Source organism: Alteromonas sp. H02, from assembly GCF_059682525.1.
On record NZ_CM185021.1, the window covers coordinates 3,366,007 to 3,385,722 of the forward strand.

22 protein-coding genes are annotated in these 19,716 nt (G+C 48.9%); 12 read left to right on the top strand and 10 right to left on the bottom strand.

The window, feature by feature from the left end; translation table 11 throughout:
• The first annotated feature begins 20 nt into the window (after positions 1 to 20).
• Both AC566Q_RS15480 and AC566Q_RS15485 read left to right on the top strand, forming a co-directional pair.
• Positions 21 to 818 (top strand): IS4 family transposase, encoded by a 798-nt coding sequence (locus AC566Q_RS15480; RefSeq protein WP_499607800.1) that lies wholly within the window; start codon positions 21 to 23, stop codon positions 816 to 818.
• Positions 819 to 863: 45 nt separating this feature from the next.
• Entirely contained in the window at positions 864 to 1,217 is a 354-nt protein-coding gene (locus AC566Q_RS15485; RefSeq protein ID WP_499607803.1) for a hypothetical protein, read from the top strand.
• A gap of 61 nt (positions 1,218 to 1,278) precedes the next feature.
• Here the strand turns inward: AC566Q_RS15485 and AC566Q_RS15490 are convergent, their stop codons facing one another.
• Positions 1,279 to 2,892 (bottom strand): GMC family oxidoreductase, encoded by a 1,614-nt coding sequence (locus tag AC566Q_RS15490; protein WP_499607806.1) that lies wholly within the window; start codon positions 2,890 to 2,892, stop codon positions 1,279 to 1,281.
• A 195-nt stretch (positions 2,893 to 3,087) separates the two neighbouring features.
• Here AC566Q_RS15490 and AC566Q_RS15495 point away from each other — a divergent pair, with 195 nt between their 5' ends.
• From AC566Q_RS15495 to AC566Q_RS15505, 3 genes are all read left to right on the top strand, one after another.
• Complete coding sequence (locus AC566Q_RS15495) at positions 3,088 to 3,828, top strand: DUF1439 domain-containing protein (RefSeq protein ID WP_499607809.1); 741 nt, start codon at positions 3,088 to 3,090, stop codon at positions 3,826 to 3,828.
• Between the two features lie 226 nt (positions 3,829 to 4,054).
• A complete protein-coding gene (gene rsgA / locus AC566Q_RS15500; protein ID WP_499607812.1) occupies positions 4,055 to 5,095 on the top strand; it encodes a ribosome small subunit-dependent GTPase A in 1,041 nt (346 codons plus the stop codon).
• A gap of 171 nt (positions 5,096 to 5,266) precedes the next feature.
• Positions 5,267 to 6,652 (top strand): amidohydrolase family protein, encoded by a 1,386-nt coding sequence (locus AC566Q_RS15505; protein ID WP_499607815.1) that lies wholly within the window; start codon positions 5,267 to 5,269, stop codon positions 6,650 to 6,652.
• Between the two features lie 72 nt (positions 6,653 to 6,724).
• Here AC566Q_RS15505 and AC566Q_RS15510 read toward each other — a convergent pair whose 3' ends face one another.
• The 5 genes from AC566Q_RS15510 to AC566Q_RS15530 form a co-directional block, all read right to left on the bottom strand.
• On the bottom strand, positions 6,725 to 7,159 hold the full coding sequence (locus AC566Q_RS15510; RefSeq protein WP_499607817.1) for a DUF3291 domain-containing protein: 435 nt from the start codon (positions 7,157 to 7,159) through the stop codon (positions 6,725 to 6,727).
• An 84-nt stretch (positions 7,160 to 7,243) separates the two neighbouring features.
• Positions 7,244 to 8,068 carry a putative RNA methyltransferase gene (locus AC566Q_RS15515; RefSeq protein WP_499607820.1) on the bottom strand — a complete coding sequence of 275 codons (825 nt, stop codon included), beginning with the start codon at positions 8,066 to 8,068 and terminating at the stop codon, positions 7,244 to 7,246.
• Positions 8,069 to 8,103: 35 nt separating this feature from the next.
• Complete coding sequence (locus tag AC566Q_RS15520; RefSeq protein ID WP_499607823.1) at positions 8,104 to 9,546, bottom strand: wax ester/triacylglycerol synthase domain-containing protein; 1,443 nt, start codon at positions 9,544 to 9,546, stop codon at positions 8,104 to 8,106.
• Positions 9,543 to 10,211 (bottom strand): TetR/AcrR family transcriptional regulator, encoded by a 669-nt coding sequence (locus AC566Q_RS15525; protein ID WP_499607825.1) that lies wholly within the window; start codon positions 10,209 to 10,211, stop codon positions 9,543 to 9,545. The genes AC566Q_RS15520 and AC566Q_RS15525 overlap by 4 nt, the downstream gene beginning before the upstream one ends.
• A gap of 11 nt (positions 10,212 to 10,222) precedes the next feature.
• Positions 10,223 to 11,434: a DUF445 domain-containing protein gene (locus tag AC566Q_RS15530; protein ID WP_499607827.1), complete on the bottom strand. Its 1,212-nt coding sequence runs from the start codon at positions 11,432 to 11,434 to the stop codon at positions 10,223 to 10,225.
• Between the two features lie 253 nt (positions 11,435 to 11,687).
• Between AC566Q_RS15530 and AC566Q_RS15535 the strand changes: the two genes are divergently transcribed.
• Genes AC566Q_RS15535 through AC566Q_RS15550 form a run of 4 tightly spaced genes read left to right on the top strand, consistent with a single transcriptional unit; the run spans position 11,688 to position 14,552 of the window.
• Complete coding sequence (locus AC566Q_RS15535; RefSeq protein ID WP_499607830.1) at positions 11,688 to 13,160, top strand: DUF3336 domain-containing protein; 1,473 nt, start codon at positions 11,688 to 11,690, stop codon at positions 13,158 to 13,160.
• 32 nt (positions 13,161 to 13,192) lie between these two features.
• Positions 13,193 to 13,399 (top strand): DUF2834 domain-containing protein, encoded by a 207-nt coding sequence (locus AC566Q_RS15540; RefSeq protein ID WP_499607833.1) that lies wholly within the window; start codon positions 13,193 to 13,195, stop codon positions 13,397 to 13,399.
• A gap of 44 nt (positions 13,400 to 13,443) precedes the next feature.
• Positions 13,444 to 14,400 carry an IS1595-like element ISAma5 family transposase gene (locus tag AC566Q_RS15545; protein ID WP_377908325.1) on the top strand — a complete coding sequence of 319 codons (957 nt, stop codon included), beginning with the start codon at positions 13,444 to 13,446 and terminating at the stop codon, positions 14,398 to 14,400.
• An 11-nt stretch (positions 14,401 to 14,411) separates the two neighbouring features.
• The gene (locus AC566Q_RS15550; protein ID WP_499607836.1) at positions 14,412 to 14,552 is read left to right on the top strand and encodes a DUF2834 domain-containing protein; all 141 of its coding nucleotides are present in this window, start codon (positions 14,412 to 14,414) and stop codon (positions 14,550 to 14,552) included.
• Here the strand turns inward: AC566Q_RS15550 and AC566Q_RS15555 are convergent.
• Positions 14,487 to 14,681 carry a hypothetical protein gene (locus tag AC566Q_RS15555; RefSeq protein WP_499617639.1) on the bottom strand — a complete coding sequence of 65 codons (195 nt, stop codon included), beginning with the start codon at positions 14,679 to 14,681 and terminating at the stop codon, positions 14,487 to 14,489. The genes AC566Q_RS15550 and AC566Q_RS15555 overlap by 66 nt on opposite strands.
• A gap of 176 nt (positions 14,682 to 14,857) precedes the next feature.
• On the opposite strand from AC566Q_RS15555, the gene AC566Q_RS15560 reads away from it, so the two are divergent.
• The gene (locus AC566Q_RS15560; protein ID WP_499607839.1) at positions 14,858 to 15,334 is read left to right on the top strand and encodes a LabA-like NYN domain-containing protein; all 477 of its coding nucleotides are present in this window, start codon (positions 14,858 to 14,860) and stop codon (positions 15,332 to 15,334) included.
• Positions 15,335 to 15,372: 38 nt separating this feature from the next.
• On the top strand, positions 15,373 to 15,870 hold the full coding sequence (locus AC566Q_RS15565; protein ID WP_499607841.1) for a DUF2059 domain-containing protein: 498 nt from the start codon (positions 15,373 to 15,375) through the stop codon (positions 15,868 to 15,870).
• A gap of 60 nt (positions 15,871 to 15,930) precedes the next feature.
• On the opposite strand, the gene AC566Q_RS15570 is transcribed toward AC566Q_RS15565, so the two are convergent.
• From AC566Q_RS15570 to fadR, 3 genes are all read right to left on the bottom strand, one after another.
• A complete protein-coding gene (locus AC566Q_RS15570; protein WP_499607844.1) occupies positions 15,931 to 16,434 on the bottom strand; it encodes a hypothetical protein in 504 nt (167 codons plus the stop codon).
• A gap of 46 nt (positions 16,435 to 16,480) precedes the next feature.
• A complete protein-coding gene (locus AC566Q_RS15575; protein ID WP_105936296.1) occupies positions 16,481 to 16,840 on the bottom strand; it encodes a phasin-related domain-containing protein in 360 nt (119 codons plus the stop codon).
• 125 nt (positions 16,841 to 16,965) lie between these two features.
• Complete coding sequence (gene fadR, locus AC566Q_RS15580; RefSeq protein WP_499607847.1) at positions 16,966 to 17,676, bottom strand: fatty acid metabolism transcriptional regulator FadR; 711 nt, start codon at positions 17,674 to 17,676, stop codon at positions 16,966 to 16,968.
• A gap of 457 nt (positions 17,677 to 18,133) precedes the next feature.
• On the opposite strand from fadR, the gene nhaB reads away from it, so the two are divergent.
• Positions 18,134 to 19,714, top strand: a complete 1,581-nt coding sequence (nhaB, locus tag AC566Q_RS15585) for a sodium/proton antiporter NhaB (RefSeq protein WP_105933631.1) — start codon at positions 18,134 to 18,136, stop codon at positions 19,712 to 19,714.
• Positions 19,715 to 19,716 lie beyond the last annotated feature (2 nt).

Here is a 19,716-nt window from a genome sequence, read left to right on the forward strand (position 1 = left end):
ATCACTGAGACCAAACAGCCATGAATGCCCTATCTATTGTGAACAAAGTCGTATCGCTTGTCAGCTATAAAATGCATCAAGCGCGACTAAACGCGGTAACGGCGTGCGTGAAAAGCCTTCTTAATGGAAGCGCAGCAACCGTAACGAGCATAGGTCGTGGAATTAACACTAAAGCCTTTGAAAAACATCGAATTAAACGCGCAGACAGGCTGCTCTCAAACCCTCACCTACGCAACGAGGCACCATCAATTTATGCCGCTATTTGTCAGCTGTTTTGTGGTGGCACTTCACGTCCTGTCATCTCAATCGACTGGTCAGATTTAGATGACCGTAAAGCTCACTTTCTTTTACGCGCGGCATTATCTCTAGAAGGTAGGCCCATCACACTTTATCAAGAAGTACACTGCAACAAGACCAAAGAGAAACCGGCTACGCACAGGGCATTCTTGAAGGCGTTGCACGCCATATTACCTTCACACTGTCGACCCATTATCGTGACTGACGCGGGGTATAAATCGCCCTGGTTCAGAGAGGTACTAGCGCTAGAGTGGGACATTGTCGGTCGCATTCGAAAACCGCATATGTACTCAATTGACAGCGAGAAGACCTGGCAGTGTATTCGTCACCTTTATGACCAGGCAACCTGTCGACCTAAGCGCTTTGATAATAGCCACATCGTAAGAGGTAACCCTTTTGCTTGTACACTTGTTTTGTTTAAACAAAAAGCTAAAGCGCGTCACGCTATCAATCCGGATGGCACACGCAAGGCCTCAAAACGCTCGAAAGTCCATGCACAAGGAGCAAAGGACCCTTGGTAGTTAGCTACATCACTGAAAACTCACCGACATTTATCAAAACAAGTTGTGGCGATTTATCGGCAGCGTATGCAGATTGAAGAAGGCTTTAGGGATATGAAAAGCACTAAGTTCGGTCTTGGCTATGAACAGAACAAAAGCGTGAAACAGCAGCGCCTAACGATACTGGTATTGCTGGCTACGTTAGCATCATTGGTTGCTATTTTACTGGGTATGGTGCTCGTTTCTTCGAACAAGCACCGGCGATTCCAAGCCAATACAGAGACAAGACGCACACTCTCATTCCACTACCTTGGCCTCAGAGGTATCGCTTGTCGAATACGGTTTACCATAAGACAGTGGAAAGCTGCACTCAGGTGGTGCAGCTCCCTAATAGAAGAAGCCTGGGCTGCAAGCGTATGAAATTAAAATCGTGGGGATCCCTCAGACTCTGACCCCTTTATTTTACTCTGACCCCTTTATTTTAATTCTGCTCGTTGCGGATCCATTCTGCTGCACGTTCGGCAATCATAATGGTTGGGGCATTGGTATTGCCGCCCACCAGGGACGGCATAACCGACGCATCAACCACTCTTAAACCTGCCACATTGCGTACCCGCAGTTTGCTGTCTACCACTGCCATGGGGTCATCATCGGCGCCCATTTTACAGGTGCCCACCGGGTGGTAGATGGTTTCGGCTCGCTCCCGAATAAAGGCAGCAATATCTTCGTCGGAGTCCAGGCGGTGTTCGCCGATACTCAGGTAGCCCTCGTACTGTGCAAAAGCTTCGCTGGTAAGTATCTTTTGTGCCCATTTAACTGCGTCGATCATCACTTTGAGATCGTCGTCCTCGGCCAGGTAATTGGGCTGAATAGCGGGATGATCGGCCGGGTGATTACTTTGCAGGGTAATTTCGCCACGGCTTTTAGGGTATAACGCGCAAACGTGCAAGCCATAGCCAAAGCCATGCACGAAACGCCGGCCGTGGTCCTGCAAAATAGCCGGTAAAAAATGGAACTGAATATCCGGCGATGCCTGCGCCAGTGACGAGCGCACAAAGCCGCCGCCCTCAGCCACGTTGGAAGAAAAGATATAATCCCGTTTAAATAAATAGCGACATGCCGCTTTGATATAGCGTGGCAACATTCTGGCCGCAATGGGATAACCCAGGGGCTGCTTACTGCGGTATTGAACAATGGCATCAAGGTGGTCCTGCAGGTTTTTGCCCACGCCGGGTAAATCCTGCTGCACGTATATGCCTTTGTCTTCCAGTTCGCTGGCCGGGCCGATCCCTGATAACATCAGCAAGTGGGGCGAATTGATTGCACCGGCGCTAAGAATGACCTCGCGAGACGCCATTAACCGCATAGCCTTTCCTTTACACCTCACCTGCACACCGGTGGCCCGTTGTTGCTTTATGAGCACCCGTTCAGCCAGAGCTGAGGTAATGATTGTAAGGTTACCGCGCTGACGGGCATCTGTGAGATAAGCTTTCGCGGTAGAACAGCGCTGGCCGTTGCGCTGCGTAACCTGGTAGTAACCCAGCCCCTCACGGTCACGACGATTGAAGTCTTCACGCACGGGCAGATCAACGTATTTAGCGGCGTTTACGAAGGCATCGGACACTTCAGCGGTATGACGCAGGTTATTTACATCCAGCGGGCCGCCTACACCGTGGTATTCATCGGCACCGCCACAGTAATTCTCTGCGCGCTTAAAAAATGGCAGAACTGACTCGAAATCCCATCCATCAGCCCCCTGCGCTGCCCAGCGGTCATAATCCTCGGCCTGGCCACGGATATAACACATAGCATTAATTGAGCTTGATCCGCCGAGCGTTTTGCCCCTAGGCCAGAATAGCTCTCTGTCGTTCAGTGCCGTTTGTGGTTCGGTGTTATATCCCCAGCCAATGCTGTCGAATCGAGCCAGTAGTGATAAACCAAAGGGGATATGAATAAACGGGTTACGATCGCTGCTGCCCGCTTCAACCAGACAGACCCGAATCATTGGGTTTTCGGTTAAACGCGCCGCCAGCACGGCACCGGCAGAACCGCCACCGATGATCACGTAGTCGAATTGTTGAACAGGAATATGCATCGTTCACCCGCTGTTGATTGGTTGAGCCCGTTTGGTTATTCTCGCCTTTACCAACTGATTGTACCAGTTGAATCTACGCTACGCCATTGTCGCCAGCGACGCAAAAAATTTTAAGCCTTGAGCCAGTGTAAACAGCACTGTTATGATTTACCGCAACAATGGGGTTGCCCCTCTTTACAATGCAAGGATTGATGTTTGTTACCTCCATTAAGCTGGCGCGACAGAATGCATGCCCTGGTAGGCTATTGCCTGATTAAAAGCGGCCGCCTGCAGTACGAGATATTTACCGAACAAGAGCTTAATGAACTCATCGCCCCACATTTCCCCTTTACCGAACCGTTAGCAGTGCCGATTGGCGAAGGTCATTTTACCTGCCTGGAAGCACAGCTCAGTATGCCCACATCCACTAATCGACTTACCGTGCAGATCCTCTGTGCCATTGAAGTAAAAGTAATGGGCTCACGCATATATAAGGCCCATGCGGCTGCAGGCATTAGCGCCCTGCCCAATTACTATCCGGCCAGTCGCTCATTGCACCTTACCGACACGCGGGTGGATTTTATTCATTTACTCAATGACCAATACTCACTGGTAAAAGACACTCAGTTTATTATTGACAAATTACTGCCTTTGCCGCTATCCGGGCTTGGTTCCTTACTGGGCCAGCCGTTACGCTCGGCACTGAGTCTGGTGTCGGCGGGCTCTACCGATCAGGAACTGGATTATCTGAAACTCTATTTACACGGCAACACCCAACGAATACTGGATTACCACAAGCCCAGATTGGCCAAGGAACTACTCTCAAGGCTCGATGAGCGCGCACTGGAATACACCATGGATGACAACCACTGGCGGGAATTCCTATTTGGCCGCTATGGCAAACGGGTAGCCGTAGAAGAAAACCAGCTCCGGTTTTTCTTTACCGAACAGCCCTGAGCGGATGAGGAAAGTCCTGAGTGCATAAAGTCAACACTGACCCAGTGCACACGGATGCCTATTAGGCTATACTCCATAACGTTGAATAACGGTTAGGAGATTATTGATGATTGTCGTCACCCTGACCGGGCTATGGGCTAACTAAACCGCCCTTTTACCGCCCGGTACTAATGCCGGGGCCTTTCGCCCCCTTAATGAAAACATTAACGTTAGTTAAGGGTTAATTATGACTAATTTTCAACGTCTCTCCGCCATGGGCTGGCGGCCTTTTTTCCAGCAACAACTTACTCTTGAAGAGTGGGATCAAATAATCCCTGCCAGAGTCACTAAACAACATAAATCTCAGCTGACCGTAGCAACGGATCCGCATACCTTTACCTTGCCAATCACGCCTGCCATGCCACCTTTGGTAGTTGGCGACTGGGTATTGCTGAATGAAAATAAACAGTTTGTACGCTTGCTCGAGCGATACAGCTGCTTTAAACGCAAATCAGCCGGCACCGGTATTGAATGGCAGTTAATTGCAGCCAATGTCGACACCGCATTTATCGTTTGTTCGATGAACGAAGACTTTAACCCCAGCCGCATTGAGCGCTACCTGGCACTCGCACAAGCGGCCGACGCAGAACCGGTGGTGGTGTTAACCAAAGCTGACCTTACCGATGAGCCCGAAAGCTGGCGCGACAATGTCCGCCGCATCGATAAACAGTTGCAGGTTGTCACCGTTAACGCACTGGAGAATAGCTGTAGGGATGCTTTACGTGACTGGCTGACCCCCGGTAATACGGTAGTCATGCTTGGCTCTTCCGGGGTAGGCAAATCAACGCTTACCAATACCTTACTGGGTGAATCCCGTCAGTCTACGCAGGATATTCGTGAGGATGATGCCAAAGGGCGCCATACCACTACCGGTCGCTCACTGTTTCCTTTACCACAGGGCGGACTCATTCTCGATACTCCGGGTATGCGGGAATTACAGTTAGCCGATTGTCATGATGGGATTGTCTCGGCATTTGCCGATATCCAACGCTTAGCTGAAACATGCCGATTTGCCGACTGTCAGCACGATCAGGAGCCAGGCTGTGCAGTGCAGGCCGCGGTGGGGCAAGGTTCACTGGACTCACGGCGATTGTCCAACTACCAGAAGTTGCTCCGCGAAGATGCGCTTAACTCCGCCTCACTCGCTCAGAAAAGGGCTAAGGATAAAGCCTTTACCCGGTTTGTGAACTTTTCGCAAAAAGAGTCGCGAAAGTTTAAAGGCCGCTAAAGCTGGCTGAAGACTTTGGTTAGTCGTATGCATCGGTCGTTCAGCACTGATGACTGATGCATTTTCTCTGTTAAGCATACCAGCCACGGTATCAATATCTCTAAAGAAAACATTGATTTGTTCAATCGGTGAGCATAACGTAAATCAGGATAACCAGAATAAGGATAAATAATGCGGTTACTAACGACACTAACTTTATTAGCCGGCCTGCTCACTAGCATGCCATCACAGGCAGAAAATATCGCCCTGGTGGGTGGCAGACTCATCGATGGCACAGCCGAACGCCCGCTACACAATAGCGTGATACTGGTAAAAGACGGCATCATTGAAAAGGTCGGCACGGTGGATTCGCTAACCGTGCCCGCGGGCTATCGGGTAGTCTCCACCGAAGGGCACGACGTGCTGCCCGGTTTATGGGAAAGTCATGCCCACATAATGCTTACCGGTCACGCCAATTATACGCACTGGCAAAAAGCGTATCGCGACCGTCAGGTGGATGAGATTATGCCGGCCTCACTGGTACAGTTGCTGCTTGCGGGCATCACCAGTGTTCGCGATCTGGGCGCGCCCCTTGAGGACTCTGTCGCCATTAAGCAAAAACTCGCTAACGGCGAGATCCCCGGCCCCACCCTGTATACCTCAGGGCCATTCTTACAGGCAGAAGTCCTGGACTGGCAAAAACACTATCGATGGGAAGTCACCACCGAGAGCGAAGCAAAAGCCGCGGTCAAACGCTTGCACGACGCCGGCATGGAAATCGTTAAGCTCATCGACCATGACGATATGCCACGCCCGGTAGCCCAGACCATTGTAGATGAGGCGCACCGACTCAACATGAAAGTGGTCGCCCATGCGCATAAACCGGATGAAATTCGCGTCGGCGTAGAAATCGGTATTGATAATTTTGAACATACCGGGCTGACTACCGCGCCGGGATACCCACAAGACGTACTGGATACATTAGTAGAGCGAACCGCCACCGGCATTTTTGACGGGTTATTGTTCTGGACTCCTACCATGGAAGGATTATTTACCTATCCCGATTTGGTAGCTAACCCGGAAGAACTGGACGATGCCTGCTGGAAGCGTGGCTTAAAAGACGACACCATTGCCGATATTAAGCAATCGATTGCCAAACCTGGGCACCTTAATTACATGCAACTAACGCCGCTCAGAACCCCAACCATTAAGAATAAAATCAATCAGTTAAAGCAAACGGGTGTGATGATGCTGGTAGGTACGGATTCCGGGATCCCAATGAAATTTCATTGTCAGTCTACCTGGCAGGAAATGGCAGTCTGGGTGCATGACATGGGATTTGACGCCATGGACACACTACGGGCAGCGACTTATTGGCCAGCGGTAATGATGGGCGTGCAGGACCGCTATGGGTCAGTAACACCAGGTAAGGTTGCCGATATCATCGCTGTGCGTGGCAATGTGCTTAAATATATGAACTTAGTGCGCGATGTCGACATGGTCATGAAAGATGGCGTTATTTTTAAGCATAATGGCGTAATCGACGAGGCCTTACTCAGCGACTTTGGCAAACGCTAGCCTCACTCCTGATACCTGAGTAAATCAACGATAGTTATCGGCCTAACCTTCACAGCCTGGTCGATAACCTTTCTACTTATTAAAGCTGTGCTTAAAACTGAACGCAAAGTCACTTTCTCCATGCTCACGAAGATGAACTAAGCGTTCCTCGGCTTCAGCCACCGTCGGAATATGCCCTTCTTCTATCCACCACATCACGTAAGACGCACTATCGAGAGGCACAAACCATTCTTTTTTGCGTTTCAGAAAATCGATATGGTGGGTTTTAAACATAAACTGCTTTAACGAGGCAACGTCCTGCCATACCGACATATTGACGATTAGCTCGGGATCATTAAACACAGGGATACTGGTAGCGTTACCGGAATCGTCTTTTAAGCGCCAGATAAACCCCGGGCTGCTTTCAGCAACGGTGTTTATCGGCTCGAGATTATTGACAAAATCAGCCATCCCTATGGAATCCAAAGGAAATTTTGGCCTGGCGATATTGAGCTGAGCGAGATGCATGGGTTTTCCTTAACTTACTGGCACCTCTTTACTATGTGGGTTGGTATCTGATTTCGCAATATACAGAGCACACAAATTTTTAGTTTAACTGTGCTCCCGTTGCCAGGCGTGAATAACAAAATCCGCTTCCACCTGCTTTATATCAGCAAACCGTGCCTGGGCTTCCGCCTGCGGTAAACGCCAGTAATAAGGGGTCATCTCCAGCAGTCCCTGGCGAGTTTGTGGGTCGGATAAATCCACCGTAAAACTCATCCGTTGCTCAATGAGCTGACTAAATCCAGCGCGTTCGGCAAATTCAACCTTATGCTGACGCGGACTATCGTAAATAGCTTTTTTTATTGACCATAAGTGATTTTCCGCCGGGTCGACTGCAATCAGCAGACCCCCTGGTGCAATTACTCTTTGGTATTCGGTATCACTGCCCGGCGCAAATACCTGCAACACCACATCCTGCGAATTATCCTCAAGCGGCAAATGGGCACTGCTGGCTACCGCAAAATGACAATTTTTATAGCGTTTAGCCGCCAGATCGACAGCATGTTTGGCAATATCGCAGCCAGATGCGTTCACTTTACGCTCTGCATCCTGTAGCGCCTGTGCGATATAGCCAAGATAACTGCCCTCGCCACAACCGGCATCAAACAGGCGCACAGCAGACGGCCCTGCATAGTGCTTCTGAATAACCTCTACCAGCGCTGCCATCAGTGGCTGATAGCCTGTTGCATCATGAAACTGGCGACGCGCATTAACCATAGTTTTGTCATCACCGGGCTGTTTGGACTTTTTATTCTGCACCGGCAGTAAGTTTAGATAGCCGGATTTGGCCTCATCAAAGGCATGACGATTTTCACACCGCCAGGTGCGCATCGATTGCTGTAATGGTTGCTGACAAAGCGGACAACGCCACATGGGAATACCTCGGTAAAACAGAAGCGGCAATGCTACTAGTGATCGCTGACAATGGAAAGTGGCACCTCGTCGCTGTGTTCACCAATGTCGTCGATACTCAGGCCCGGATCGTCAATACTCGCTTCCAGCATTTCAAAAGCTTCGCGGCAGTACTCCGCCAACGGTTGCAACGATTTAATCTGCTGATTACAACACACCATACCAATATTGGCCGTGCCGTTATAGGTCATTAGGGTGATGTTAACGCCGCCCCCCGGGGTTTGGGTAGAAATAGGGTAACAGGCAAGCAATTTGCTGTCTTTAAAGTACTTTTGCTGTTTCGGCCCGGGGATATTGGATACCAGCACATTGGCAATGGGCTTTACCCAGTCTGAAATATGCAGCCACTCAAATACCAGCGCGATGGCCTGGATAACAATGGTATATCCGCTGAAAGCAGAAGGCCGGGCCCGCTGGGCGGCCTGCTTAACAATGCGATGATGATAAATAATCTGTCGCAGGCGCAGATATGGATCGCTCTCATCGTGGGCTAACTGGACCGGTACAATGGCAATGCGATTACCGGTAGTTTTTTCGCCGGGTTTTCTTAAATTGATGGGCATATTGGTATACAACGCACGGGTAAATACATGACCGTGATCCTGTAACAAGCGGTGAACGCCAATATCAAACGCGGTGAGTAATACTTCGTTAGCCGAAGCTCTGGTGCGCCGTGCCAGCGCCCGCACACGGGCAAAATCCAAATCAAAGGTTGCCACTGCCCGCCCCGCTTTAACCTGCCCGGTAAGCACGGTACGGGTACCGGTAAAGGGCACCGGCATATAATGACGGTTAATCCGGATCAGGCGTAATAATAAACGGGTAAAAATTACCAGTAAATCCTTACCAGTAAGGAGCATTTCCCACAGATTTATCCAGAAACGTTTCATGCGCTTATACTGTGGGCGTTTTTGGTGCCTAAGCCGTTTTAACGCCCATATCGGCACAAAGCCGGTACTGTGAGGCTCATCCATGTAACCGGCCTGAAACCAGCGCACCAGGGTAGTGCCATCACCACACAGATGATGGACCCGCGCATAAATAGCAAATACCTGCTGGGAAGGAGAATATAAAAAATGATACTGCCAGAGCGGCTTGTCGGGGTCGAGCCGGGTTTCATGCATACGGGCAATAAACTCGTCCAATGCCGGACGGTCGTGTACATCCTTTACCTGATGCAGTTGAACGTGATAATCCATTTGCATGTGCTTCACCGGCTGTAAACCCAGCGGCCAGATAGCCACGGCTTTCACCCGACAGTTAAACGGTGGGCAGGCCCGGGCATAGCCTTGCATTTCTTCATGTAGCGCGCTCACGTAGGCTTTGGGATCGCTGCCCTCTGGCATTTCAAGCAATTGCAGGCAACCTACATGCTTGGGATTCGCTTTAGACTCAGTGATCCAGAACGAACGGTCCAGGAAAGACAGTTTCTGGCTCATATATCCCCCCTGACAGTCGGTAACGTCAGATTCGCCATGGAGTGATGCTCAATAGCTTTGCGTAGCTGAGCCACGGTTGTTTCCTGCAGGCGAAAGCGCGGCAGTAGTGCTGTCATCATCAGGCTCAGAGCGTGAAACTTTTGCGCCTTGGGGTCATCATTATTACGCAGGTCGTCATACTGATTTGCCTGAGTCAGGATCATTATAATTAAATCCACCATTAAGCGCTGTTCGGCGGGGCTGGCCAGCAATGCCTCCTGCGCCGCAAAGCGCAATAATAACTGGCTTAAACTTGACTCCATTTGCCTGATCTGCTGTTTATGCCAGTGTTTGACTTTGGGGTATTTCTCGGCCAGATCGGCCGGGCTGCGATACATAAAGCGAAACAGCTGTTGTTTATCCAGCACAATAGCAATGAAATAAAAGAAATCTTCCGCCTGCACTTTTTCCAGTGTAGCCGGGCGCAACAAGGTTTGCATGGCTTCGCTGAACCAGTGTACCAGGCCATCAATAATTTGCTCTTTGCCCTTAAAGTGGTAGTACAGATTACCGGGACTGATATCCAGCTCCATGGCAATATCCACTGAGGTAACGGCATTTTCTCCCTGTTCATTAAACAAGGTAAGTGCGGCGGCAAGGATACGTTCTGCGGTTTTACTGGCCATAACCCTCTGCCCTAGCCCAACATCAACAGGTAAAGTTGTGCTACACCCGCGGCCATGCCTAGTAAAGCCCCGGTAATAATGAGTTTCCACTCATCCTGTTGATAGGCCGGGCGCAATACCCCTTCAAATTCTTCTGAGCGCAAGGCTTGCAGGCGCTCGCATAAATCATCGCCGACGCGCAGGGCCTGATTGGCATAATCAAAGGCATAGAGCAAATATTTATCGCTGTCTTCAAATAACCGCCGAACCGCCATGGATTTCATTTTGAAGTAATTTTCGGAACCAACCCCCAAGGCAAAATACGGCTGAGCGATGGCGACATAGCGTTCAATAGCATCATTGACGTGCAGTTCTATCAGTTCCAGCAGCTGTGCTGAGCCGGAACCATGCAGAATCATATGGGTGATATTTTTTGAGTTGATCAGCTTGGTTTCAATAATATCTGCGTATACCCGCGACACTTCTTTCTGCCGCTTAAGAAACATGCCCTGAATGGTACAGCCCATAAAACGCACCGGACGTTTGGGTTCAAAAATGATTTTAATGGCAATCCAATTAGTCGCATAACCCACCAGCAAACCACCCAACGGCAGGATCCACCAGGCCTGATACAGGTACCACAAAGCCATGGTAGGCAGGCCAAATAAGAAGCCAAAGTAAAAGCCGGAACGCACGATAAAAGGAAACTCCCGCTCACCGGAACGCAGGAATATCTCGTTAATCAGCTCGGGAGAATTAACCAACTGTTCTACCACCAGCTCTTTGATATCGAGAATTTCATTAACGTTGTGCTGGAAATCCTCCACCATTTTGCTGACCACATAAGGGATGTCGTCTTCAATACGGCGGTACACCAGATTTTTACCCTGCACCGGCAGAACAGCCCATAGCTGTGGTGCCGACTCTTCCATCACTTCGTTTACAATTTTACGTACCACCTGCTGCAGGCGGTGTTCAATAGCATTGGTGAGCTCCCGGGGGTCGAGTCGGCCGGCAAGCTCTTCAACACTGAGTAACTTACCCAGCACCAGTTCAACCTCAATTTCGGCCATTTGTCGTCGTTTGGCTGGTATCAGGCCTTGCCAGCCAAAAATTGGCGGGATCCCGACAAACTCAAGCGGATAAAACATCATTTTTACCGCCAGATAGTTGGTGATCCATCCTACTAACGCGCTAATTAGCGGGATCGACAGCAAACTTAAGGTTTGTACATTCCATTCCATGTTGGTGCTACAAGGCTATTGTTATCATTGTCAGTGCTCAGGCTACTTTGTGGTGCAGTATTGGTCAAATTAACTTTGTTTATACATCGGCTTAGATCAACTAAAAGCAAATCACTCGGCAATTAACAAACGCTGACGTAAATTCTTTATTCCCGTGGTCCAACAAATTAGTTAGCCGATTCTAATTGTTAACTCTACACTGCCAGTATAGGCGCAAATACCGGAAATTAACCAAATCAGTGGCGGGGGATGTATGACCGTATTTCAATCAAAATTAGGCGAACTGGAACGCGCCATTGAGCATGCTGGCAGTTATCAGGAATACAAAGAAGCCTGCGAGGCCCATGACGCGTTGTCAGGGGCAGACGACTGGAAAGCCAAGGATCCTTGCCGCTTGTACGATTATCGTTTAATCCGTAAACGGGTGCAACGCATTAAGTTTGCCCAGAGTCAAAATGATATCAGTAGCTTAATGTCGATTCTCCACGAGGGGCTCCACGGCAATTTAGGCAACATCGCTAACCCTGAGTTACTTGGTCACAGTAAAATTGGTACCAAACACCTGATTGAGGAATTTATTACTCAGGTTGTTAGTGCACTGGAGCAGATCTATCACGCCGATGAAGATCATATCGACTTTTACGACAAGCTGTCGTTTTTTGAAGAAACCGCCCATGCCTTTGGCCGCAGCTGTTTAATGCTGTCCGGCGGTGCCGGGCTGGGCTTTTTCCATTGTGGTGTGGTGAAGTCGCTGAATGAGCAAAACCTGCTGCCTACGGTGATCTCAGGTGCCAGCGCAGGCTCTATTATTGCCGGGATGCTGGGCACCCGCACTCACGACGAATTACTCGAAGCGCTGAGTGCAGAATTTATATTTGAACACTTTCAGAACTGGCGGTTATGGGGCGGCCTGGGCCGTAAAAGTATTCTGGACAGCCGGGCACTGGAAAACACGCTGATTTCGTTATTTGATCTGACAACTTTTGAAGAAGCCTATAAAAAAACCGGCCGCCACATTACGGTAACCGTTTCACCGGCGGATTTGCATCAGTACTCAAGACTGCTCAATGCAAAAACCTCCCCCAACGCGTTAATTATGCAATCCATTCGAGCTTCTTGTGCGGTGCCGCTGTTATTCACATCGGTACAGCTAAAAGCGAAAACGAGCAGTGGTGACATTGTGCCGTATATTCCTAACCGCCGTTTTGCCGACGGCTCGATTATGGCCGACCTGCCCTTTGAACGTCTGGCCAGATTATATGGCGTAAACCACAGTATTGTGAGTCAGACCAACCCACTGGCGGTGCCGTTTTTATCGTCTTCACGAACGCAGGCGAAAACACTTTCCAGTATGACATTTCGGCATCTGCGCCAGCTCGCCAAAGCGAATAGTATTTATGCATTCGACATTATGGAGCATCTGGTACCTAATCGCAGCAGCAAACTGGCACTGCACAAAGTACGGTCGGTGATCGATCAGCAGTATGTGGGCAATATCAACATTCTGCCGCAAAAGCAGTTACGCAATTTAATGCAGGTAGCGGCTAACCCTACGCTTAACAGTATTCAGGAGCTGATTTCCAGTGGCGAACGAGCCACCTGGTCACAACTGGACGTCATTGACCGTAACACGCGGATAAGCGAAACCCTGCGCAGCAAACTCAGGGCTCTCAAAGCCCGTGAGGCCCGATTGTTTGACCATACGCCTGAAGGTATTATGGAGTAATCTGTTACCCACAAAACCATAAGGATTCAGGTTTGTCACTCAAACATGTGTATTTGCTATTCTGCGTTGTGGGCGCTGCCTTGCCGCTTTCTCAATTTGTGCCCTGGCTAATGGTCAACGGCGCAGATCTGCCACTGTTTTTTGAACACTTGCTGGTTAATCAAATCAGCCGCTTCTTCGTGTTCGATGTGGTAGTTTCAGCACTGGTACTGCTTATCTTTATGGCTATGTTCTGCTAAATTGTTGCTATACTGTATATGAATACAGTTATTGAGGGTTGATCATGATCCCAGCACAATTTACAAAGCTTATAGCCGAGTTAGAACACTTAACAGATAGTCAAACCCGTTATGTTGAGAAGCTGCTGAAAGGCACTGATAGCGTCTCACAGTTGATAACAGAGCTTGAGGAGCGGATGGTTGAAAACCCTGAATGTCCGCACTGCCATAGCTCACTGATCAATCGGCACGGCAAGGTAAACAAGATGCAGCGTTATCGCTGCAAGAACTGCGGCAAAACCTTTGTAGCGACAACGGCGACACCGCTAGCTCGACTGAGGTACAAAGAGCTGTGGTTAGAATATATTCGCTGTATGCTGGACAGTAAGCCATTGCGTAAATGTGCCGAAGAATGTGGTCTCCACCTTGAAACATCGTTCAGGTGGCGGCATCGATTCCTAGCGCTACCATCAGCACTGAAAGCGAGCAAACTAGAAGGTATTATCGAGGCTGACGAAACACTTTTTCCCTACTCAGAGAAAGGCTCAAAACGTATGACTCGTCAGCCCCGCAAAAGAGGGATGAAAGCGAAAAAACGAGGGCGTTCAAAAGATGACTGGGTGCCCGTTTTAACGGTCAGAGACAGAGCCAAGAATACGTATGAGGCCGTTGTGCCAAGTGTTACATCGGCAACTCTGCATCAGGAGCTAGCAGGAAAATTAGAGAAAGACAGTGTGTTATGTAGTGATGGATATAAGCCCTACATAGCTCTTTCTGAGAAAAATGATTTAATACACAAGCGCTTAGACGTGGCGGGAGGTGTTAAGGTGATAGATAAAGTCTTTCATATTCAGAATGTTAACGCCTATCACAGCCGTCTGAAAGCGTGGATGAAACGGTTTCACGGAGTAGCCACAAAATACTTGGAACACTACCTGGGTTGGTTCAGGTTTATGGATAATCCAGAAAACCTTAACGAAAACAGGCTCTTTTCGATTCAACAACAGTTAATCCGAACATAGCCATCTTTATTGTGGTTGAAGGAAAGCGTCTGGCTATCAAAAACCACTGGCTGGCGGCATTGGCAACGCTCTGTGTCGGCGTGTCTTTAGGCCTGCCGTTGTTTTTGTATCTGCGCCAACTGGTCCTTGATGAACAACGGCAGACAGGCTAGAGACCAACTCGCTCCACCAGCAACGAAGAATATAAGCGCGTTGTCTGCAGCGCTAACATCCCTAAAGCTAAACAGCGCCATCGAGCATAATAAAATAGCCTGAATTGTATCGCCGGTAATGCTTTTCATGGCCTATGTCCTTTTCAACCATTTTGGTTGAAATCTGTAAAACTATCCTAAAAGGAGCGACCGATAACCACAAACGCATTCGCTGGTAATGTACTGGTTAACTGTAACGATATATTTCAGTAAGGCATCTGTTACTATGTTGCCCTTTCCTGTTTATCAAAAGGCAGCGCTTGTTTATGGAACGCGTGGCAATATTTGTTGATGTGCAGAATGTGTATTACACCAGCCGTCAAACCTACCGCAAGAACTTCGACTACAACGCTTTCTGGCGTAAAGCCACCGCTAACCGGCAAGTGGTTAAAGCGGTTGCCTATGCCGTTGAGCGCGGCGATACCAAGCAACGCGAGTTTCAGAATATCCTCCGTGCCATTGGCTTTGAAGTAAAACTAAAGCCTTTTATTCAGCGTGCAGACGGTTCTGCTAAAGGTGACTGGGATGTGGGGATCACCATTGATATGATGGATGCCGCCAGTGAAGCCGATACACTCATTCTCGTATCCGGTGACGGTGATTTCAGTATTCTCTGTAACCGGCTTACCGAACAAGGTGGGAAAAAGGTTGAGGTATATGGCGTGCCGGCGCTTACCGCTGCTTCACTTATGCAGTCTGCCAGCAAATTTATCCCTATCGATCAGCAATTGATATTGGGGTAAACTGATTTGGGAATTAACTAAGGAAAAAGGAATTTATAATGCGTAAAGTATTAATGATCATTATCGCCACCCTGAGTTTAAGCAGCCACGCGGCAGCCGACTCGGCTCAACGCGATACCGTGGAAGCATTACTAATAGCCTCCGGTGCGGATAGCACACTTGATGCGGTTTATGCTCAGTTTGATGGCATGTTTGCCAATATGGCTGAGCAATTCAAAATTGAAGAATCAGAGCGAGCCAGCTTCAAAAAGCATATGCAAAAGGTCAACCTGATGCTGCAAGAAGAAATGAACTGGGACACATTAAAAGAACCCATGATTGACCTCTACCTGGCCCATTATACTGAGCAGGAACTACAGGATATGCTGGCATTTTACCAATCAGAAACCGGCCAGTCGGTAGTCAAGAAAATGCCTGAAGTCATGGCCGCTTCCATGCAAGTTACTCAGCAATTGATGAAAGACGTCTACCCTAAAATTATGCAGATGTCCAAAGCGTATGGTGAGGAACTGAAAAAACAACGAGCGGCCGATTAGCTGTCAACTGTTTAACAAAAAAGGCCGGTTAACCGGCCTTTTTTCTGACATTACTAAGGTCTACTCGTCTTTCGTAGGAGCGTCCTTACTTGCCGTTTTACGAGCTGTGGCTGACTTCGTAGCGCGAGTCGACGTAGTCCGCTTTGTCGCGGTAGTCTTTTTCGCTCGCGTGGCTTTCGGCTTAGCAACTGGTTGCGGTTTCTCTTCCGCTTTTGCTGCTGCCTGTTTTGCCGCCAACAGGGCAACCTGTTCTACCAGTAAATCCACTTTGGCTGACAGCGCTTCAATCTGCATCGCCCGCTTTTGTTTGGACGTGGTAAATGTTGGCATCCAATGATGCAACGGCGATTGACGCCACAGCTCAAGCCACTGCGATGGGTCTACCGTTTTACGGATCTGCGCTTCAACTTCAGCGCCCCGTGCGGCGAGCTCATCCAGTGTTTTTTGCGACTCATCCACCTTATGCTGAACCTGCTGATTGGCCGCATTGAGTTGCTCTGTAAACAAGCCTAACCCGGCTTCAAACCAGCCCATAATGGGAGATGTCGGTTTTTTATCTGACATAATAACTCCTTAGCTGATTGGGCAGCCATCGCTGCCCGACCAGTTGTTACTTATTCGCTGCCAGTTTAGCGACCGCTTCAGTCAGTGCATCAACCTTGGCAGAAAGCTCTTCGATCTTCTGATCGGTATCGTCTGTATCCAGACCCAGCTTTTTGCGAACGTCAGCAACACGACTTTCTACTTCACTGGTGGTTTCTTTGAATTTGTCTTTGGCGTCTGACTCCAGGGTCTCGCCCTTAGTCACCAGCTCGTCGAACATCTTGTTAGCGTCTTTGGTCAGTTTTTCGTACTGGCCCTGTGCTTCATCGACGCTCTTGCCGTACGCACCTAAACCTGCCAACCAGATTTTACGGGCGAACTCTTCGGCTTCACTGATTTTGCTTTTGATATCGTCTTTAGCTGCCATGATTTGGTCTCCTTTTGCTATCTGTTAATCAGTGTAAAAGGAGAATTTAGAAATCACATACTAAAAACGCATTAGTGTGAGGTTTTGTTGTAACGCAGATAAGAAAAGAGCCGCGGGTGCGGCTCTTAATCAACTAAATCCTGAGGCATGGTTTCGCGGACTTCATTCCACACCTGGCCTGAAGCATAACCATATTCTCGCACCACTGCGGGTACCGATTTGTAGTCGCCTTGCTCGGCAACCTGCTGTAATTTGGCGTAGAACTCTTTGGCTACATCGCGAGCACGTTGGTCTGAGAAGAAGAAACCACCAATGCGCGAATATAAACCGCGGAAGCCGTTCATCATCAGCACAAAGACATTATTACCAGACGCCAGGGCTAAATCGTGGTTCAGCTGATAATCAAAGTGTGCAAAAGCCTTACCGTCTTCCTCAACGTCTTTATACCGGGCAATGATTTCTGCCGACGCCTGAGGGTTTTTGCGGATGGCACCACGAATAAAGACTGCACTCAGATTGGTGCGGGCTGCCAACAGGTTATCAACCAGTTCTGGTATACCGTCCTGATCGAGACGAGCCAGGGTTTCGAGGATATTAAGGCCGCAGGTTTCCCAGAAGTTGTTCACTTTGGTTGGCTTACCGTGCTGAATGGTTAACCAGCCATCCCGGGCCAGACGCTGCAACACTTCACGTAACGTGGTACGTGTTACCCCAATGAGTTCGGATAATTCCCGTTCAGCGGGAAGAATTGTTCCTGGAGGAAAACGTCCACTCCAAATCGACTCTACGATGTATTCCTCGGCAAAACCAGCCGGACTTTGTGCCTTGTATATCATATTTGCTCGCCACTGAACGTTCTTGTTATTTTCAAACTGATTGTACCAGATGAATTTTCATAAGCACAATGAATAAATCGCCGTTAGGCGGCTTGAATCACCTAACTTAATTAGATACGACCAATTGTAACAGTTTTACGTGTTAAAACAGCATAACAAACTGGTTGACAAGTGACAGTTTTTCTCAGTCTGACAATGAAATATGCGCAAGAGCAGCAATAATTTTCACTTCGCGCATTTTTTAAACAGCTGTGCGCAGATGGTCTGAGATACGTCGCTTTCTACTTCCTGTCGGGATAGATTTCGGTTAGTCTTTGCAAGCATTAGACGAAAAGTGTCCTAAAAACAGACATTCACATTCAAACTGTCACCCAGGTGGTGACAAAAAATTATAAATCTCGTCTATTATTAGCTGAGAACAACAAATTAAGCCTGTGATAAAAAAGGAAATTACTCCATGCAAACCTCTATGACCATGGCGATCTATAAGAATTTTCTGGGGCATGCGCCAGACTGGTATAAAAAGACCATTATCGGCTGTTTAATTGCTAACCCTCTGATTTTCATGCTCGATCCATTTCTGGCCGGCTGGTTACTGATTATCGAGTTTATCTTTACCCTGGCTATGGCGCTAAAGTGTTATCCCCTGCAGCCCGGCGGGCTGTTACTTATAGAAGCACTCTTCATAGGCATGACAACCCCCCAGCACATGATGCACGAGATAGAGGTCAACCTCGAAGTGCTGTTGCTGTTGGTATTTATGGTGGCCGGTATCTACTTTATGAAAGACCTGCTGCTGTTTCTGTTTACCAAGCTGGTTATTCGGGTGCGAAATAAAACCGTATTGTCACTGGCGTTCATTATTGCTTCGGCGTTTCTATCTGCTTTCCTCGACGCGTTAACCGTTGTTGCGGTAATCATCGCCGTTGGCCTCGGTTTCTACACCATTTACCACAAGGTCGCATCGGGCAAAGAATTTCATCACGAGCACGACCATACCTCCGACGACAGCGTGGCAGATTTAGGTTCTAATGATCTGGATGACTTCCGCGCCTTCCTGCGTAACCTGATGATGCACTCTGCAGTCGGTACCGCGCTGGGTGGTGTAATGACCATGGTAGGCGAACCGCAAAACCTGATCATTGCAGATAAAGCCGGCTGGAACTTTGTAGAGTTCTTCATCCGTATGTCACCCATCACCATTCCGGTATTCCTGATGGGTATCCTGACGACCGTCATGCTGGAAAAAACAAAATTGTTTGGCTACGGCGCCAAACTGCCAGATGCAGTGCGTCAAATTCTGGTGGATTATGATAAGTCGATGGATCAGGCCCGCTCCGTGCGTGATAAAGCGCGCCTGGGTGTGCAAGCGCTGATCGGTGTATGGCTGGTTGTAGGCCTTGCCACACATATGGCCGCGGTAGGCTTAATCGGATTATCAGTTATTGTACTGGCCACCTCCATGAGTGGCGTTATTGAAGAGCACGCGCTGGGTAAAGCGTTTGAAGAAGCGCTGCCCTTTACCGCTCTGCTATGCGTATTTTTTGGTGTGGTCGCAGTCATTATCGAACAGGGTTTATTTGCACCGGTTATCCATTGGGTACTGGGTTTTGAAGGCACCACACAGCTGGTGATGTTCTATCTGGCCAATGGGGTGCTGTCGATGGTGAGCGATAACGTGTTTGTGGGCTCGGTATACATTACCGAAGTCAGCACCGCGCTGGCCAACGGCGAAATTACCCGTGACCAGTTTGACTTACTGGCAGTTGCTATTAACACCGGTACTAACCTGCCAAGTGTGGCAACCCCGAATGGTCAGGCTGCGTTCCTGTTCCTGCTGACATCGGCGATTGCACCGCTGTTAAGACTCTCCTATGGCCGCATGGTCTTTATGGCCCTTCCTTACACCATAGTACTGGCAATTGTAGGCCTACTGGCCACTTACTGGGGCCTAGCAGACGCCACCCAATGGCTTTACGACATGCACCTTATAGAGCACCACACAGGTGTTCCCGGTGCCGATAACAGCGGCCACTAGGA

What these genes read in the sequence shown, in the direction of transcription:
- AC566Q_RS15510 (WP_499607817.1), bottom strand. Translation starts at nt 7,159, where the DNA reads ATGCATCTCGCTCAGCTCAATATCGCCAGGCCAAAATTTCCTTTGGAT.
- AC566Q_RS15545 (WP_377908325.1), top strand. Translation starts at nt 13,444, where the DNA reads ATGATCCCAGCACAATTTACAAAGCTTATAGCCGAGTTAGAACACTTA.
- rsgA (WP_499607812.1), top strand. Translation starts at nt 4,055, where the DNA reads ATGACTAATTTTCAACGTCTCTCCGCCATGGGCTGGCGGCCTTTTTTC.
- AC566Q_RS15555 (WP_499617639.1), bottom strand. Translation starts at nt 14,681, where the DNA reads ATGAAAAGCATTACCGGCGATACAATTCAGGCTATTTTATTATGCTCG.
- AC566Q_RS15505 (WP_499607815.1), top strand. Translation starts at nt 5,267, where the DNA reads ATGCGGTTACTAACGACACTAACTTTATTAGCCGGCCTGCTCACTAGC.
- AC566Q_RS15570 (WP_499607844.1), bottom strand. Translation starts at nt 16,434, where the DNA reads ATGTCAGATAAAAAACCGACATCTCCCATTATGGGCTGGTTTGAAGCC.
- AC566Q_RS15520 (WP_499607823.1), bottom strand. Translation starts at nt 9,546, where the DNA reads ATGAGCCAGAAACTGTCTTTCCTGGACCGTTCGTTCTGGATCACTGAG.
- AC566Q_RS15535 (WP_499607830.1), top strand. Translation starts at nt 11,688, where the DNA reads ATGACCGTATTTCAATCAAAATTAGGCGAACTGGAACGCGCCATTGAG.
- fadR (WP_499607847.1), bottom strand. Translation starts at nt 17,676, where the DNA reads ATGATATACAAGGCACAAAGTCCGGCTGGTTTTGCCGAGGAATACATC.
- AC566Q_RS15530 (WP_499607827.1), bottom strand. Translation starts at nt 11,434, where the DNA reads ATGGAATGGAATGTACAAACCTTAAGTTTGCTGTCGATCCCGCTAATT.
- AC566Q_RS15560 (WP_499607839.1), top strand. Translation starts at nt 14,858, where the DNA reads ATGGAACGCGTGGCAATATTTGTTGATGTGCAGAATGTGTATTACACC.
- AC566Q_RS15525 (WP_499607825.1), bottom strand. Translation starts at nt 10,211, where the DNA reads ATGGCCAGTAAAACCGCAGAACGTATCCTTGCCGCCGCACTTACCTTG.
- AC566Q_RS15490 (WP_499607806.1), bottom strand. Translation starts at nt 2,892, where the DNA reads ATGCATATTCCTGTTCAACAATTCGACTACGTGATCATCGGTGGCGGT.
- AC566Q_RS15565 (WP_499607841.1), top strand. Translation starts at nt 15,373, where the DNA reads ATGCGTAAAGTATTAATGATCATTATCGCCACCCTGAGTTTAAGCAGC.
- AC566Q_RS15515 (WP_499607820.1), bottom strand. Translation starts at nt 8,068, where the DNA reads ATGTGGCGTTGTCCGCTTTGTCAGCAACCATTACAGCAATCGATGCGC.
- nhaB (WP_105933631.1), top strand. Translation starts at nt 18,134, where the DNA reads ATGCAAACCTCTATGACCATGGCGATCTATAAGAATTTTCTGGGGCAT.
- AC566Q_RS15480 (WP_499607800.1), top strand. Translation starts at nt 21, where the DNA reads ATGAATGCCCTATCTATTGTGAACAAAGTCGTATCGCTTGTCAGCTAT.
- AC566Q_RS15575 (WP_105936296.1), bottom strand. Translation starts at nt 16,840, where the DNA reads ATGGCAGCTAAAGACGATATCAAAAGCAAAATCAGTGAAGCCGAAGAG.